The organism is Candidatus Saccharibacteria bacterium oral taxon 488 (assembly GCA_010202115.1).
In the GTDB taxonomy this organism is placed as follows: domain Bacteria; phylum Patescibacteriota; class Saccharimonadia; order Saccharimonadales; family Saccharimonadaceae; genus Nanosynbacter.
In genome coordinates this window covers 750,955-767,027 of record CP047917.1, presented here as the reverse complement: position 1 = coordinate 767,027, position 16,073 = coordinate 750,955, and the positions used below count along the sequence as shown (strand labels likewise).

Here is a 16,073-nt window from a genome sequence, read left to right as displayed (position 1 = left end):
ACAATAATATATAGTATGTCAAATCACAACTATACTAAATACAGACTGGGCTAAAGAAAGGTCAGCGTAGAAGGGCCCTATGTCGCTTGAATATCGTCACCATGCTCCAGCAAATCACTATACGAGCCAACCACTAAATCCGTATCCCTGATACCAAGCTCACGCATGTAGTGTGAGCATTGTTGCTCCAGCTGCTCGGCGTTTCGTTTGCCGTCGGTATCAATGGCCTCAATTTCGACAAAATTCCCGAGACCCTTAACAGTGTCGATATGAAACTTGACATTGTCGATGAAGTAAATTTCGCGCTGCTTATCGACAACCACACGTACACCGAGAGCCGCTGTTAGCACCTCACCAATATTTGAGTCCGGTGCCACGGGTGATAAGTTGATGGTCGATTACTTCGGCCCATCGGTATCGGCCCGCTGATAAAAGATAAGGTTATTTTCGATTGGCCCTTGACGTAGCTTCAGGCGCCCTTCGGGTACATCAAAATATGTGTCAATTTGATGGTCAGTCCCCTTAAAGTCCGCGCCGTGCTCACGTAGATATTGGCGCACCGACTCTTGATCCGCGCACCGGGCCTTGATTTCTGAATTGATAATTGCTGTCTGTTTCATAACACCTCCTATATTTTAAGTATAGCACGGGTGATGCTAGCACTCTTGCATGTCGAGTGCTAAAAGTGTATAATAAACGCATATGAGTAAGCGCGATTATTATGAAGTGTTAGGTGTGTCGAAAACTGCTTCTGAGGATGAGATTAAGAAGGCCTTTCGTAAGGCAGCGGTGAAGTACCACCCCGACAAAGAAGGCGGTGATGAAGCCAAATTCAAAGAAGTCAACGAGGCATATGAAGTCTTAAAAGACAAGCAAAAGCGCCAGCGCTACGATCAATTTGGCCATGCTGGGGTCGGCGGTGCAGCAGGCGGTGGCTTTGGCGGCAATCCATTCGAAGGATTTGGTGGCTTTGGTGGGCAAAACGTGCAGTTCGACTTTGGTGGCGATGGCGGCATGTTTGGCGATATTTTCAGTCAATTTTTCGGTGGCGGCGCGACTAGTTCACGGGGTGGTGCGCGGCGCGGTCGTGATGTTGAAACTAATGTAACTCTGAGTTTTGAAGAGGCGGTGTTTGGTACAGAAAAGAAGTTGAATGTAACCCTAGATGCCGAGTGTGAACACTGTCATGGCGATGGCGTCGAGCCGGGCCATAGTCTCAAGACGTGTCCAGACTGTCAGGGTTCTGGTCAGCAGACTCGCGTCATGAACTCAATTTTTGGGCAGATTCAGCAAGCAGTCACTTGTCCGACCTGTCACGGTCGCGGTAAGATTCCGGAGCAAAACTGTTCAGTCTGTGGCGGCAAGGGTACGACTCGCCAGCGCCAGGATATAACCGTCAAGATTCCAGCTGGTATTGATGATGGTGCGACGATCCGCCTGCGTGATCGCGGCGAAGCTGTTCAAGGTGGCCCGCGCGGCGACCTGTACGTTCACATTCGTGTCAAAGCGCATAAGAAGTTCACGCGTGAGGGCGATATCATCCTTTCGGAAGAGCATATCTCGATGGTCGATGCGGCGTTGGGAACGGAAATTGATGTGGAAACCGTGGACGGTATGGTGCGGATGAAAATCCCGGCTGGCACCCAGTCGGGGACAGACTTTAAGCTATCAGGCCACGGTGTGCCGCACTTGAGAAATGATGAACGCGGCCCGCACATCGTTGGCGTCATCGTCGATACGCCAACCAAACTGAGCAGGAAGCAGCGGGAACTACTGGAACAGTTTGATGGCGCAAGGAGGCGGGGGTTGTTTTCGTAATGCGTACTTGCTTTTTGCATAAATATGCTATCATAAAAAAATGAGTATAGCGCCTGAAATAGCACCGCGCCAACCGCGAACGATCGAAGAGATTATTAATCCTCACAATCTTCCTGAAGCTGGGTTTCAGTCGTACACAGAGCTTGTTAATAATGCACTTGATCTGCGAAAGTCTTTTATCGCTGGCGAGTTTCGCAACCCCCGCTTTGAACACTCGCATTTTCACGATATGTCGGCACTGGATAGGGGTATTATAGCGCTTGGCCAAGCTCGTGAAGTGGCAACTGATCGTGAGTCTAACTCGGTATTTCGTGGGGCGATTGATTCGTCTCTTGGGTTTCGTATGGCGGAGATGGAATATGTGAAGTTGCTCGGTCAGCTAGAGTTTTTGCATCATGAAGGGGGAAATCAAGAAGAGTTGAGTGAGGTGCAGGAGCAGGCTCGACAACTCGGTCATGAACTGTATGGCCAGCCGCAGCCAGAGATTCGTGATGCGGCACTTAATGAGCTGTGGAACATACTAGACGGCAAAGCCTATCACCCGACCGCCCAGGTTTTGTACGATGAGTTGGCAAATGGCTTTACCTGGCAGGGTCAAGAGATGCCGGCAATGCTTCGTGCTGAAGATGGTGAAGCACGACTCCCTCGTTTTGAGAAAAATGAGGCACTAGAGTGGGCGGGTGAGCAGATTATTGAGCAAAATGCTGACATTCAAGCCTTGGTGCAGGAGTTTTGGGATCAGAAAGTTGAAGAGAATGGCGAAGGTTATAAATGTAGCCCAGCTGATATCGTCGAAGCGTTTCAAGCGGTGATCAATCTGCGCGACCCTGATCATACCAGCGGCGTAACGGTGAAGCTAGTAGAAAACAAGACCGCGCTATCTTGGGAGTCTCCTGAGATGGCGGTGGTGGTCGGTGGTAAGCGGGCGCCGATCGCGACAAGTGATCAGCTATTTCGCAAGGTGCTACACGAATTTGGAGTACATGGACAACGGTCAATTAATGGGCTTAAGACAAAACTACCAGTCCTGGGAATGGGTTTATTTACCGACACTCCGCGACCAGATTATCTGACATTTGAAGAGGGACTGGCAACGACGGTTGAAGAAATGAATGGTAATGATGCACCAGAATGGACAGCTGCAAAACTTGGTCACTACATTAATATCTCGCTGGCGGAGCAGGGTGCAGATTTTCGCACGGTGTTCGAGACAGCGTGGCGATATCGTCTGCTGGCGAAATTAAAGAATAATCAAGAAGTAACGCAGGAGATGATAAATAAAGAACAGCGAATGACATATGGGTCCTGTGTAAGGATATTCCGTGGCACACAGCCTGATATGGCGGACCGCCAGCCCGGGGTAGTACCGCTAACCTTTAATAAAGACCTTGCTTATCTTGAGGGCCGTGTTCTGGCGATGCGACATTTGGAGAGTTTATACGCTAATCAGGACGTTGATGGGGTTACTCGTCTCTTTGCTGGTAAGTATGATCCAACCAACCCCAAGCAGCAAGAGTTGATGATGGGGGCGCTTGCGGCGTAGGTACAAGAAGGGTATTCTTATACAAGATAATAGAGGTACTATCACTGTATGACAAATCAACTACAAGGGACATCGCTTGCAATCTATAATGAGCTAAAGAAGCGCAGTATCCCGGTAGTTGGATATAAGTCCGGGGGAGTGTCGTGTATTGCGTTTCGTTACGCAGGTCGCAGCGATTTATAATGGGCAGCTCACCAGATGTGTCTAATGGTACTGGCCGATTAATTTCTGATAACAAAGAGCTGACCGATAAGCTTTTAGTGCAGTCGGGTGAATTTGATCGGTGGTTAGCGCCTTCGGTGGTAGTGGGCGACATGGCTACTGCTGAGCAGTTTTTAAAGGAGCAGGGTGTGGCAGTGGTGAAGCCTATTGATGCCGCACATGGTGATGGGGTAACGACAAAATCCGCCATATAGATGAATTGCGACAGGCGGTTAAGCGAGCGCAACAATACGCAAGGAAAGAGGGTGTACTGCTGCAGCGTCACATTGAGGGAAATGATTATCGGCTTATTGTGATAGACGGTGAGGTGGTTACAGCAATTCAGCGCTGTCCCGCAGAAGTCTGGGGCGATGGGGTGCATACAACTCGTGAGCTGATTGACCTGGATAATATGACAAATCCTCGTTGCGGTCAGCTACCTCATGAAAAGTCCATGAATCTAATTGACCCAGAGGCCGTGCGGGCTTTTTGAGCGATGTTGAGTTGCGATGTATTCCATCCGATGGGACACGAGTACAAGTAACTGGTGTAGCGAATATTTCTAGTGGTGGCTATGCGCTAGAGTGCCTCAATAAAGTACCGAATGAAGTGAAGCAGATGGCTGTGCGAGTTACTGAATACTTCGGCCTGTTTATCTGCGGTGTTGACATTATAGCTCCCGATAATTTCCGAGGGTTGAAATAAATGCATCCTCGGGCCTTATGCCGTACTATGATCCACTTGTCGGCATGCCTGCTAATGTTCCGGCTGTCTACGTCGACAAGCTTCTGGCTGCCTACAAATGAGCAGCTTCGTAGCTTGACTGATGTAGGTTTTTAGATTATAGTATATGGTGCATGACAGCACAAAAAACCATCATTGGTCGAAATGTGAAGGTGGACTTTGGTCGGCGGGCGGTTAATGTGCCAGCTAAAGTTGACACCGGTGCAGACGGCTCATCAGTGTGGGCAAGTAATATCCGCGTTGATAAAGACGGTGTCTTGAAGTTCTCGCTATTTGGTAAAGGCTCACCGTATTATAACGGCAAGGTGTTTCGGCGTACCGATTATTCGGTAGCGATGGTTAAGAGCGCCTCTGGCCATGAAATTATAAAATATCGGACACATTTTACCATTATATTGGCTGGCAAGAAGATTAAAGCGTTATTTAGCCTGTCTGATAGGGCTGTGCATAATTTTCCAGTGCTAATTGGACGACGGACATTAAGCGGTAAGTTTTTGGTTGACGTAAGTATGAATGAAGTAAGGAACCAGAAGAAATCACAGACTATAAGGCTAAATAAAGAACTAGCTAAAAATCCTCACAAGTTTTATAAAAAATACCATAAACCAAAGGATACGTAGTTATGAATATTGCGATTCTATCTAACGGTAACATCAACTACTCCACCCTTCGTCTCAAGGAAGAAGCTGAAAAGCATGGTCATCGAGTTAAAGTTATCAAGTATAAAAATTGTTATGTGTCAATTGATGAGCGGCATCCAAAGGTTATTTATCGCGGCGGGGAAATCGGTAACTTTGACGTGTTCATCCCGCGAATTGCTAGCTATATGACGCGCTACGGGACGGCAGTGCTGCGGCAATTGGAAATGGCGAATCCGCAAGCATTTTTTATGAATCGGTCTATCGCCATCAGTCGTTCGCGCGATAAACTACGATCGGTGCAGCTGCTGGCCCGGGCTGGGGTGTCGATCCCAAAGACGGTGTTCTCGCGCAATGAAACGGATATCGATGTGCTGCTGGATGAGATTGGCGGTACGCCGGCGATCATCAAGTTGGCGCGCGGGACACATGGCAATGGTGTGGTACTGGCGGAGACAATTAAAGCCGCTAAGTCGGTTATGCAAGCGTTTTACCTCAGTGATTCTGACGGCACAAACGTGCTATTACAGGAATTTATCAAGGAGTCGGCCGGCACCGATATTCGGGCATTTGTGGTCGGTAGTCAAGTGGTGGCTAGTATGAAGCGGCAGAGTTTGGATGATGATTTTCGCAGCAATTTGCATAAAGGCGGCGAGGGGACGGTCGTCAAGTTGACGCCCGATGAGCGAAAAATGTGCGTCAAGGCTGCCAAGGCGATGGGCCTGGTAGTGGCCGGCGTCGACTTCATGCGCTCGAACCGTGGGGCGCTGGTATTAGAAGTGAATGCCAGTCCAGGATTTGGCATCGAAAAAGTCACGGGCCGCAATGTGGCTGGTCGAATCATCGACTATATTGATCGCAACGCCAAGCGCGGTAACAAAAAAGATAAAGTCGGCGCCTGAAGCTAAACTTGCTATAATGGGAGTATGAATGCGAAGTCGGCGTCGATAGTGCAGCGGATCATCGTTTGGGTGATCGTGCTTGGTGTGTTGGCTGGGGTTGGCTATTGTGTCTGGGCGGTGGTGCAGCAGATGAATAAAACGTACACGACTGTTGATATCGGCAAAGGCACATTTCGAGTAGAGGTCGCTGATACGGACGAGACGCGGGCGCGAGGCTTGGGCGGTCGGCAAGAGCTGGGCAAGAGCGAGGGGATGTTGTTTGTAGCGGAGAAAGATGGCGATATACCAATTTGGATGAAGGATATGCGCGTCCCGATTGATATTATCTGGCTAGACGCCAAGAAAAAGGTCGTGCACGTCAAGCGTGATGTCTGGCCCGACAACGAGCCGCATGAAGTATATCACACGCCAGTGCCAGCGCGGTACGTGTTGGAGCTGCCGGCGGGCAGTGCCAAGGAACATAGCATCAAACCGGGCGTCACCGCGCGGTTTACGACGGAGGGGAAGCGATGAGCATAGTGTTGTTATTTGGTGGCGTGGCCGTGGTGGTGACGGCACTAGCGTTCGTGTTGAACCGGCGATTTGGTGTGTTGGCACTAGCGCTGGCAGCCGGTGCACTGCTGGCGGAATTGTGGGCCGAGTGGTTGGCCGGGGTGATCGGTGGGCTGGGCATCAGTAACGTAGCAGGGCTACCGAATGGTGTCGTGGCGACGATTATCCTGACGGTGGGGCCGCTGGTGCTATTATTAATCACTGGGCCAAAGGGACCTGGCAAGTTGCTACGGCTGATCTCGGCGGTGCTGGTCGGTGTCTTAGCAGCGGCGGTGCTGGTGCGGCCGCTGGGCAAATTTATGACCTTGGACGCGGAGGCGATGCAGACGTACAAATTGCTGAGCGACTGGTGGTACTATGCGGCGACCGTTGGACTAGTGGCGGGGCTACTTGATATGAGCTTGCCGCTTCATACCAAGGCGCCCGCTGCCAAGAAAACAAAGCGTTGAAAATGCCGCTCCTCTGTGATAAAATGTGAAAAGTCGCGTTCTCGCTTCGTTGCGCTGCGCGTCATGTGCGGGCCCATAGCTCAGTTGGTTAGAGCACCTGCCTTTTAAGCAGGGTGTCCCGGGTTCAAGCCCCGGTGGGCCCTCCAAGTGGAGTACAATCCTAGTTCATGAACTAGGATTTTTTATTGTATCCATTTCAGGTGATTTGATGTAAGTCTGGCCGCACTTCGCGTATACTAACAATATGAAGTCTCTCGGCCTCACTCAGCGTTTGCATGTGTCGTGGCTGTTGGCGGCAGCTGGCGTCGGCATCGTCATCGGCGTTATCAGCGTGATGCGAGCGCCGTACGGGCTGTTTGCTGGTTGGATGTGGTTGGGGGCGGGAATGGTATTGGCCCTAGCGTCGCTCGTTGGGGCGCGGCGCTGGCTGGTCGTAGTAGCTCTAGTCGGTGGGGTGCTGGTTGGGCTGTGGCGAGGTAGTGTGGGGCAGATTGGCCTGGAGCACTATCAAACGCTGATCGGTCAAATGGTACGGCTGAGTGGACGGGTGCTAGAAGATCCTGATGTTGATAAAAGGGGGCAGACAGTGCTGCGGTTGGGTGACATCGTGAGTAACGATCGGCGGCTGCCTGGCAGTGTCTGGGTAGTGACGAGGCATAGCCAGGCGATTAAACGTAGCGACGTGGTCACCGTGCGGGGCGCGTTGACCGATGGGTTTGGGGCGTTTGCGGCGCGGATGTCCAGGGCAGCGGTTGAACGAGTGACGCGTGAGCAACCGGGCGACGTGGCGGTGGGCGTGCGTGACTGGTTCGCGGAGCGGGTGCGACGGTACGTGCCGGAGTCGGAGGCGGCGCTGGGCCTCGGGTTCTTGATGGGCTTACGGCGGGCATTACCGCTGGAATTGATGACGGCGCTGCAGGTCGCAGGCTTGACGCACGTCATCGTGGCCAGCGGCTATAACTTAACGATTTTGGTGCGGCTGGCGCGGCGACTGTTCATCAAAGTGTCGAAATATCTGGCAGCACTGAGCGCTGGTGTGATGATCATTGGCTTTATGGCGATGACCGGCCTCAGTCCGAGCATGTCGCGGGCTGGGTTGGTGGCGGGCCTGAGCCTAGCCGCGTGGTATTATGGCCGGACGATTCATCCGCTGGTGCTGCTACCGGTCGCTGCGGCGATGACGCTACTCATCAATCCGCAGTTCGGCTGGAACGACCTTGGTTGGCAATTGAGCTTTGCGGCGTTTAGCGGGGTGATTATCCTGGCGCCGCTGCTGCAGCGATACTTTTTTGGCACGAAGCTGCCCGGGGTGATCCGGCAGATTATCGGCGAGACGGTGTCGGCTCAGATCATGACGTGGCCGCTCTTGGTGGCGTCGTTTGGCGTGATCAGTAACGTGGCGCTGATCGCGAATGTGCTCATCTTGCCATTGGTGCCGCTGGCGATGCTACTGACCTTTGTGGTTGGCGTGTGCGCAGATGTGCCGGTGGTGGCTGGACTCATCGCTGTGCCGACGACGTGGCTGCTCCAGTATATGGTCGGCGTCGCCACGTGGCTGGCGAGGTTGGACTGGGCGCAGCTGGAGGTGAACTTGAGCTGGCTATGGGTAATCATCGTCTACCTTGTCATTATCGGGGTGATGTGGTGGATGCGGCGACAGACCGGGCTGCGACTGCGTGAGAGTAATGTGGTTGAGTAGCGTGGACGATTGTGGTAGGCTATCCCGCTCATGCTTGAGGAAACCTGATGGATGTACTACTATGGGTTCATTCAGCTAATCCCTCGGGGTTAACTAGTATGGACTTGTCCTGACTGGTGGCTGGTGAGTACTAAACGTTATTTTGTTTGGAGGAATGAAATGGGCAAAGAAAGAGTAGGCGGAAGTAACGGTAATCAAGGTTCAATGGATTCATGGGAGGGCCTGGCGGCCGTATCGAATAATTATAGTGAGCAACAGCCTGATGGGGCTGAAGTCCATGAGGATGCACAGGGCGGTGATAAGGCACAGAGAGAGCAGGAGGTGGCTGCTCCGATGACGTTTGATGATCTTTGCCGAACAGTTGCTGCAATGAACGACGTATATTGGGAATACAACGATGAGAAACGCAATACCAAGCCGGATACTCAACGGCAACGCGAGGAAATTTTGACTCACCGAGCAGAACGGATCAGACAAGCTAGAAAGGAGTTTGACGAGCGGTGCAGGATAATTAGAGAGGCAGCATCTGCGCGGCTAAAGCAAATTGAGGAATCGACGGAGGCCGCCCGGGCATATGCCCAGAAACTAGCCCTAATTAAAGAAGACAGTTCGAAACTCATGGGCGAGGTGATGGCGCCCCTCGTTGCAGCTGATAAGGCTAGTGATGAGACGTTACGTCAATTTATTCATGACTTTAATGAGCAGCGGGAGCGAGGCGAGCTGACACTTGATGACATACAGTTATCGGATTTTGTGATGGCTATTGCCAAAAGGAACTCTTGGCAGCGAAAAGACGTCCTGCGGATCAGTGCAGACCTTGAGTGTGAGGAGGCTGCCCCCTGGGAAGCGAAATTAAGTGAGGCGTCTCCTGTAGCATATGTCACAAATGATTGTGAAGCTTTGTCGGGGAGTCGCCAGCGTGCTGCTCTACAACTTCCACCGGTTGTTCTGGAGCTGGGTGAGGGAGCGATCGAGGGATATATCAGGAGGATGCTGGAGCCGTATGCTCGTGAGGGTATTATCTCTTCTCGATATAGTGTACATGTCGATGAAGGAAGCTATTACGACGGGGTACATATCAGGGAGGTACGCATAGAATCAAATTGTGGTGGCTTCGTTCTCTCAGAAGACACCGCCAACCAGATCGATAGTTAACCCCTCGCCCATTTTCTGCTATACTAAAAGAAACGAATTTTCTGGAGGCATAGACACATGGCAGGACACAGTAAATGGGCGACCACGCACCGGCAGAAGGCAATTGTTGATGCGAAGCGTGGCGCGATTTTCACGAAGTTGGGTAATCAAATTGCGATCGCGGCGCGCGGCGGTACCGACCCGACACTCAATGCAAGTTTGGCAATGGCGATCGAAAAGGCTAAGGCCGCCAACATGCCAAGTGCTAATATCCAGCGGGCGATTGACCGCGTGGCCGACAAAAGCGCTGCGGCGCTGGAGGAGATTACCTATGAAGGCTACGGCCCGGGCGGCGTCGGCATCATCATCGAAACGGCGACCGACAATCGCAATCGTACTTTACCAGAAGTGAAAACCGCGCTGGTCAAAAACGGTGGGCGCATCGCTGACGCTGGCAGTGTGGCGTTTCAGTTTACCCGTAAGGGCGTGATCACCGTGGAGGGCACGGGTGAGGAATTGCTCCTCCAGATTTTGGATGCTGGTGCTGAGGATGCAGTTGAAGAAGACGGCGAGATTATTGTTTACACGGAGCTGAAAGATTTGGCGAGCGTTAGGAATACGCTGGTCGAGCAGGGCTTGAAGGTAAAAGACGCCGAGCTGCGCTACATCGCCAACACGCCAGTTGAGATCGCGGATGCAGAAACGGCGCAGAAATTGATGAAGGTAGTTGATGCGCTGGATGATCTGGACGACGTGGTGAATGTGCATACCAATGCCGACATCACTGCGGAGTAATCTTCGCTCAGGCTATACATTGACTATGTATTGAGCGTCCCCGACGGCGCTCTTTTGCGTTTGGGAGGAATTTCTTTTACAATATAATCAGTCAACATAAGCCAAGCAGGGAGTTCACAATGAAGGTTTTGACCCGCCTACTACTTATGTCAACGATAATTGCGCTGGTGTTTCAGCCGGTGGTAGCGTTTGCCAGTGACTCCCCACCGGAGGCTGCACCTCCTGCTAGCGGCTCAACATCGGTTGCGCCAACGGACACGCCTGCGCCGCGTCCAGCCAAGCCAACGCCCAGCCCGGTAGCTCCGACTAGGCCACTAGTCCCAGCAGCGGCGACGCCGGACACAGCTTCTGGCGGTACGTCTACGCCTACACCCGCTCCGTCAATACCGCCCAGAGATCCATCAACACCCACACCAGTCAAGCCAACGCCTTCTGAACCTCCTGCGCCACCAGCTGCGGCTCGCACATCGGCCAAACTCTTGATCACCAAAGTCGGCCTCGATACAGCGCGCGGCACCTACGTCGAACTCTATAATCCGTCATCGCAACCTGTCAATCTGACGGGCTGGACGCTGCAGTATGTTAATCAGAAGGGACAGGTGACGACGCTCAAAACAATCTCGACCGACCTAGTAGTGCCGGCGGGCGGGGCGTTGGTGGTCGGTGATAGCCGGCTAACCGATGAGCAGGCCGACCTGCGGTTTGATAGCCAGAAAGTGCTGGCAAAAACCGGCGGCTCTGTCAAATTGGTGATGAGTGATGGGCGGGTGTCGGATCTGGTGGGCTGGGGCGCGGTGTCAGCGCGCGAAGGTAGTCCAATTACGCTAGGTGGCAAGCTACACGCCTGGCGCTGCCAAACAAATGGCGTGGTGACTGATACGGATAATAACGTCAGCGATTTTTCGGTCGGCGAGGCGCCGCACTTACGTGAACTGCCAGCCTGTACCGAGCCTGACGAGCCACGTCCGCCAGTTGATCCGACGCCACCGAGTAATCGTTGCAGCGGCTTGAAGTTGCATGAGATCGCGACCAATGTCGACACACCGTTTATCGAGATCATTAACGCCGGGACTAGTGACCTCGACCTTACGGGCTGCACCATTCTCGTCAAAGGTCGGGGTAAGCACAAGGACACGACGCATACATTCAAGAATATTGAGCTGGCAGCCGGGGCGCTGCATGTCGTTCGGCTGGCAGAGACAAATCTCAAACTGGCAAAAACCGACGCCGGCGAGGTGTACGTGCTGGACGAGAGCGGCAATGAGATCGACCAGACGTCATTTACTGGCCTGGCCAAGGATTCGTCGTGGAGTTTGCTTGACGGGGAATGGAAGGTAACATTTTCACCGACACCGGCTCGGCCTAATGAATTCAAGCAGTGGCCAGATTGCAAGGCGGGCTATGTGCGTCACGAGCTCACGGGCCGTTGCGTCAAGGAGTCGGTGGAGCCAGTGCCGACGCCGTGCCGTCCGGGGCAGTACCGTTCACCGGAGACGGGTCGCTGCCGTAATATCGTGAACGAGCCAGAGCTCGCGCCGTGTAAGCCCGGTCAATATCGTTCATCAGAAACTGGTCGGTGCCGCAATATCAGCAAGCTCAAAACCCAAACGCCGTGCCGTGAAGGGTACTATCGGAGCGAGATAACCGGTCGGTGTCGGTCGATTGCAGCCGCAGCCGCCAAAACTCTGAAGCCATGTCCCGACGGTAAGTTTCGTAATCCCGCCACCGGGCGCTGTAAAAAAATTGCCGCTGATAGTGACGTGTTGAAGGAGTGTGCCGAAGGCTTTGAGCGCAATCCAAAGACAAAGCGCTGCCGCAAGGTCGCGCTGGCTACTGCACCAAAAACTGGCTTTGCGCCGGAACAGGTCAAGCAGGTGACGGGCGCGATGTGGGGCTGGTGGGTGCTCGGCGGCGTCAGTCTGCTGGCGGTTGGTTATGCTGGCTGGCAGTGGCGCTGGGAAATTGGCCGAGCTGCTACGCGGCTAAAACACGCCATCACGCGCGGCAAGCGATAACCTGGCACGAGCTCGTCGAGGTGGCCCTCGCATTAATTATTGTCACCGGCCGGGTGCTATAATAAACGCATGAGAATTATTGGCATTGATCCGGGGACTGGTATCTTGGGCTTTGGTGTGATTGACACGAAGCGGGGCGGCTACCGGCTGGTGACGGCTGGTGTGATCAAGACGCCAGCGCACACGCCACTGGACGAGCGGCTGGCGGAGATTTTTGATGGCCTGACGGAGATCATCGCTGAGACCAGACCTGAGGTGATGTCAATTGAAAAGTTGTTTTTTGCGCGTAATGTCACCACTGCTATTTCTGTGGCCCATGCTCGTGGCGTGGCCATGCTGACTGGACACAAAGCGGGCCTCGTGATCAGTGAATACACGCCGCTCCAGATCAAACAGACACTGACTGGCTATGGCAAGGCTGACAAAAAGCAGATCCAAGAAATGGTGCGCCTCAATCTAGGTCTCAGCCAAGCACCAAAACCAGATGACTGCGCCGATGCGCTGGCGGCGGCCATCACCCACGCAGCGATGACGCGCCCCAGCGTGGTATAATTGATATATGGTGCAATTAGGCAAGGGAAAACGAGCTCCGATAAAGAAGCAGCCGCCGCACATGGGTCGGTATGCCAATCTCGGTCAAGTCAAGGCAAAACCCGGTAAATTACCGCGTCAACACAAACACTTTTTGTGGTTTTGGCGGCTGAGTCGGCCGAAAAAAATTATGGTGTGCCTGCTGCCGATTCTACTGTTTTTGATCATCGTGCCAATTGCTAGCTATTTTTATTATGCGCGCGACATCGGTGATCAGGAGCGGCTGATGAACCGCAATAATACCGGTATCGTGCTGACTGACGCCAAGGATAAGGTGATTTATAGCGTTGGTAATGCCGAGCGGCGGAACTTGGTGCAGCTCAAAGACATCTCTGAGAGTATGAAAAAGGCGCTGATCGCCAGTGAGGATAAAGATTTTTATAAGCACAGCGGCTTTAATATCTTTAGTATTTTCCGAGCGGCGATTACGCGGCACGGTGGCGGGTCGACCTTGACGCAGCAGTTGGTCAAGAATAACTTGCTCAGCAATGAGCATAGCTTTATGCGCAAATACCAAGAGCTATTTATGGCCATCGCCATTGAACAGAATTATAGTAAAGAGCAGATCTTGATGATGTACCTCAACTCGGTGTACTTTGGTGAAAACGCCTTTGGTATCGAGGAGGCGGCCAAGGTTTATTTCAATAAGTCCCCGAAGGATTTGACACTGGCCGAGAGCAGTATGCTGGTTGGTGTGCTGCCGGCGCCAAGCCGCTATTCGCCGATCAGCGGCAACGCCGAATACGCCAAGCAGCGCCAAAGGACGGTGCTCGGTCGGATGCAGACCGAAGGCTTTATCACCGAGGAACAGAAGCAGCAGGCGGAAGCCACACAGCTAGCATACGCCGGTGGCGGCGCGGCTCACACAAATTCCGCAGCGCCGCATTTTGCCGAGATGGTCATCAAACAGCTCAGCGACAAATATGGCTACGAAAAAGTCATGCGCTCGGGCTACCGCGTCAAGACCTCGCTGAATCTCGACACCCAACAGCTCCTCCAAGAAAATATCGCCAAACAAATGAAGCAGATCAATCGCCTCGGCGGCACCAACGCCAGTGGTATCGTCATTGATCCAAAAACCGGCGAGGTGCGGGCACTGGTTGGCAGTGCTGATTACAATAACGCCGAGTGGGGTAAGGTCAATATGGTGACCACGCCGCGTCAGCCCGGCTCGAGCTTCAAGCCGCTGTATTATGCGCAAGCGATGGCTGATGGCGCCATCACGCCGGCGACAGTTTTTGATGATAAATTAACTGACTTCAATGGTTACGTGCCCTACAACGCTACTCGCCGCTGGAACGGCAAGGTGACGACGCGCAAGTCGCTCAGCTGGTCGCTGAATATCCCGAGCGTTTTGATCATGCAAAAGTATGGCATCAATCGCTCCATCCAAGCTGTCAAGAAACTCGGTATCAGCACGCTGGACGAAAACAAAAATTACGGATTGTCACTGGCGCTTGGCTCGGCCGAGGTGCGCCTAAGCGAGATGACAAACGCCTACGCGGCCTTTGCCAATGGCGGTACGCAGTACGAATCGCTCAATCTCATCACTGAAGTCAAGGACAAGTTCAACAAAAACGCGTCGTGGAAAACAGCCAGTACGCGCCAAGCGATTAGCCAAGGTGGCGCCTATCTCATCTCCAGCATTCTGTCGGATAACGCCGCGCGGGCGGGGATGTTTGGTAGCAGCCTGACGGTGGGCGGTAAAACGGTCGCGGTCAAGACGGGTACCACCAATGATAACCGCGATGCCTGGACGATTGGCTATACGCTGCAATACGCTGTCGGCGTGTGGGTTGGTAATAACAATAATAAGGTCATGAACAGCGGTGGATCGGATGTGGCAGCACCAATTTGGCGGGCGACGATGACCAAGCTGCTGGCAGGCGCAAAAACTGGCTTCGACGTGCCAAGCGGTGTTGTTCAGCGAAGTGTGTGTAGTAGTAATGGTGGCCTGGCTGATGATTCCAGCCCCGGTGCTTACAAAGAATATTTCCTCTCGAGCGCCATTCCGACCGAGAAATGTGATCAGACCAAGCCAAAGATCGAGGTCTGTAACCTCGCGACCAAGCAAGTGGAGTCAATTTTTGAAGATCAATTTGATGCCGCTAAATATTCCAAGAATGCTGCGGATTGTCGGCAAACGCCCACCACTAAGCAGATCACCGTCTGTGACCTAGCTACCAAGCGGCTCATCACCATCAGCGAAGACAAATTTGATGCGACGAAACATTCGCGAAAGACTGCGTCGTGTGGCAGCACAGGTAATGACGACCAAAATCCAGGCGGCGGCAATGGCAGTGGCGGTGGCAGCGGTGGCGGTTCGGGTGGTGGCAGTGGCGGCACCTCGCCCGGCCCAACCAATCCTCCGGGCGGCGGAGACAGACGACCGTGATCGCCCACCTCTCTGGCACGATCGCTGAAAAGTTTGGCGCGGGCAGCATCGTGCTTGATGTTCACGGCGTCGGCTATGAAGTGAGCGTGTCGGCTGGTGACTTCGAGGCGGTGGTGCTCAGCCAAGACGCTAAGTTTTATACCTACCACCATGTACGCGAGCAGGCGGAAGAGCTATTCGGTTTTTCTAGTTTGGCTGCAAAAAAGCTGTTTGAAATGCTGATTACTGTTCAGGGTGTCGGCCCAAAAGCGGCACTGGCCATTCTTAGCCTCGGCGACGCAGAGCAGGTGCGCAACGCCATCGCCAATGCTGATAGTGCGTTTGTGCAACAAGCTGCTGGCGTCGGTAAAAAAACTGCCGAACGAGTGGTGGTTGATTTGAGTGATAAGGTTGGTTTGCCGACGCAGTATGGTCGAGTAGAAACTATAGTCCAGACCGAACTGAACACCTCTGACGAAGCACTGGAGGCGTTGATGGCGTTGGGCTACACCTTGGCTGATGCTACCAAGGCGCTTGAGAATGTTGATGTTAATCTGCCGACGGCGCAACGAGTGACCGAGGCGCTGAAGAAATGAGTAGCGGTAGCTTTTGATACAG

Annotated in this window: 16 protein-coding genes, 1 tRNA gene and 1 pseudogene; 16 read left to right on the top strand and 2 right to left on the bottom strand. The window is 53.0% G+C overall.

The annotated features are described in order from the left end of the window. Positions 1-77: 77 nt before the first annotated feature. Positions 78-620, bottom strand: a pseudogene (locus GWK74_04170) (CYTH domain-containing protein). 82 nt (positions 621-702) lie between these two features. Here GWK74_04170 and dnaJ point away from each other — a divergent pair. The 12 genes from dnaJ (at position 703) to GWK74_04110 (ending at position 10,475) form a co-directional block, all read left to right on the top strand. Then, complete coding sequence (dnaJ, locus tag GWK74_04165) at positions 703-1,818, top strand: molecular chaperone DnaJ (GenBank protein ID QHU90683.1); 1,116 nt, start codon at positions 703-705, stop codon at positions 1,816-1,818. A gap of 40 nt (positions 1,819-1,858) precedes the next feature. Next, positions 1,859-3,361, top strand: a complete 1,503-nt coding sequence (locus GWK74_04160; protein ID QHU90682.1) for a DUF1704 domain-containing protein — start codon at positions 1,859-1,861, stop codon at positions 3,359-3,361. Between the two features lie 182 nt (positions 3,362-3,543). Then, entirely contained in the window at positions 3,544-3,777 is a 234-nt protein-coding gene (locus tag GWK74_04155; protein ID QHU90681.1) for a hypothetical protein, read from the top strand. Between the two features lie 5 nt (positions 3,778-3,782). After that, positions 3,783-4,055 (top strand): hypothetical protein, encoded by a 273-nt coding sequence (locus GWK74_04150; GenBank protein QHU90680.1) that lies wholly within the window; start codon positions 3,783-3,785, stop codon positions 4,053-4,055. Between the two features lie 364 nt (positions 4,056-4,419). Beyond that, complete coding sequence (locus GWK74_04145) at positions 4,420-4,926, top strand: hypothetical protein (protein ID QHU90679.1); 507 nt, start codon at positions 4,420-4,422, stop codon at positions 4,924-4,926. A 2-nt stretch (positions 4,927-4,928) separates the two neighbouring features. Further along, a complete protein-coding gene (locus GWK74_04140; GenBank protein QHU90678.1) occupies positions 4,929-5,846 on the top strand; it encodes a RimK family alpha-L-glutamate ligase in 918 nt (305 codons plus the stop codon). 24 nt (positions 5,847-5,870) lie between these two features. After that, complete coding sequence (locus tag GWK74_04135) at positions 5,871-6,359, top strand: DUF192 domain-containing protein (GenBank protein QHU90677.1); 489 nt, start codon at positions 5,871-5,873, stop codon at positions 6,357-6,359. After that, the gene (locus GWK74_04130; protein ID QHU90676.1) at positions 6,356-6,847 is read left to right on the top strand and encodes a hypothetical protein; all 492 of its coding nucleotides are present in this window, start codon (positions 6,356-6,358) and stop codon (positions 6,845-6,847) included. Before GWK74_04135 ends, GWK74_04130 begins: the two co-directional genes overlap by 4 nt. A 69-nt stretch (positions 6,848-6,916) precedes the next feature. After that, a tRNA-Lys gene (locus GWK74_04125) sits at positions 6,917-6,993 on the top strand. 98 nt (positions 6,994-7,091) lie between these two features. After that, entirely contained in the window at positions 7,092-8,546 is a 1,455-nt protein-coding gene (locus GWK74_04120; protein ID QHU90675.1) for a hypothetical protein, read from the top strand. Positions 8,547-8,705: 159 nt separating this feature from the next. Next, positions 8,706-9,701, top strand: a complete 996-nt coding sequence (locus GWK74_04115; protein ID QHU90674.1) for a hypothetical protein — start codon at positions 8,706-8,708, stop codon at positions 9,699-9,701. Between the two features lie 57 nt (positions 9,702-9,758). After that, positions 9,759-10,475, top strand: a complete 717-nt coding sequence (locus GWK74_04110) for a YebC/PmpR family DNA-binding transcriptional regulator (protein ID QHU90673.1) — start codon at positions 9,759-9,761, stop codon at positions 10,473-10,475. A gap of 172 nt (positions 10,476-10,647) precedes the next feature. Here GWK74_04110 and GWK74_04105 read toward each other — a convergent pair whose 3' ends face one another. Next, on the bottom strand, positions 10,648-10,962 hold the full coding sequence (locus GWK74_04105; GenBank protein ID QHU90672.1) for a hypothetical protein: 315 nt from the start codon (positions 10,960-10,962) through the stop codon (positions 10,648-10,650). On the opposite strand from GWK74_04105, the gene GWK74_04100 reads away from it, so the two are divergent. From GWK74_04100 to ruvA, 4 genes are all read left to right on the top strand, one after another. Then, the gene (locus GWK74_04100) at positions 10,955-12,490 is read left to right on the top strand and encodes a hypothetical protein (GenBank protein ID QHU90671.1); all 1,536 of its coding nucleotides are present in this window, start codon (positions 10,955-10,957) and stop codon (positions 12,488-12,490) included. The two genes, GWK74_04105 and GWK74_04100, sit on opposite strands and share 8 nt — an antisense overlap. A 69-nt stretch (positions 12,491-12,559) precedes the next feature. Further along, positions 12,560-13,042, top strand: coding sequence for a crossover junction endodeoxyribonuclease RuvC (gene ruvC / locus GWK74_04095; GenBank protein ID QHU90670.1), 483 nt, complete (start codon positions 12,560-12,562; stop codon positions 13,040-13,042). 7 nt (positions 13,043-13,049) lie between these two features. Beyond that, the gene (locus tag GWK74_04090; GenBank protein ID QHU90669.1) at positions 13,050-15,476 is read left to right on the top strand and encodes a PBP1A family penicillin-binding protein; all 2,427 of its coding nucleotides are present in this window, start codon (positions 13,050-13,052) and stop codon (positions 15,474-15,476) included. Next, entirely contained in the window at positions 15,473-16,051 is a 579-nt protein-coding gene (gene ruvA, locus GWK74_04085; GenBank protein QHU90668.1) for a Holliday junction branch migration protein RuvA, read from the top strand. The genes GWK74_04090 and ruvA overlap by 4 nt, the downstream gene beginning before the upstream one ends. The last annotated feature ends 22 nt before the right edge of the window (positions 16,052-16,073 follow it).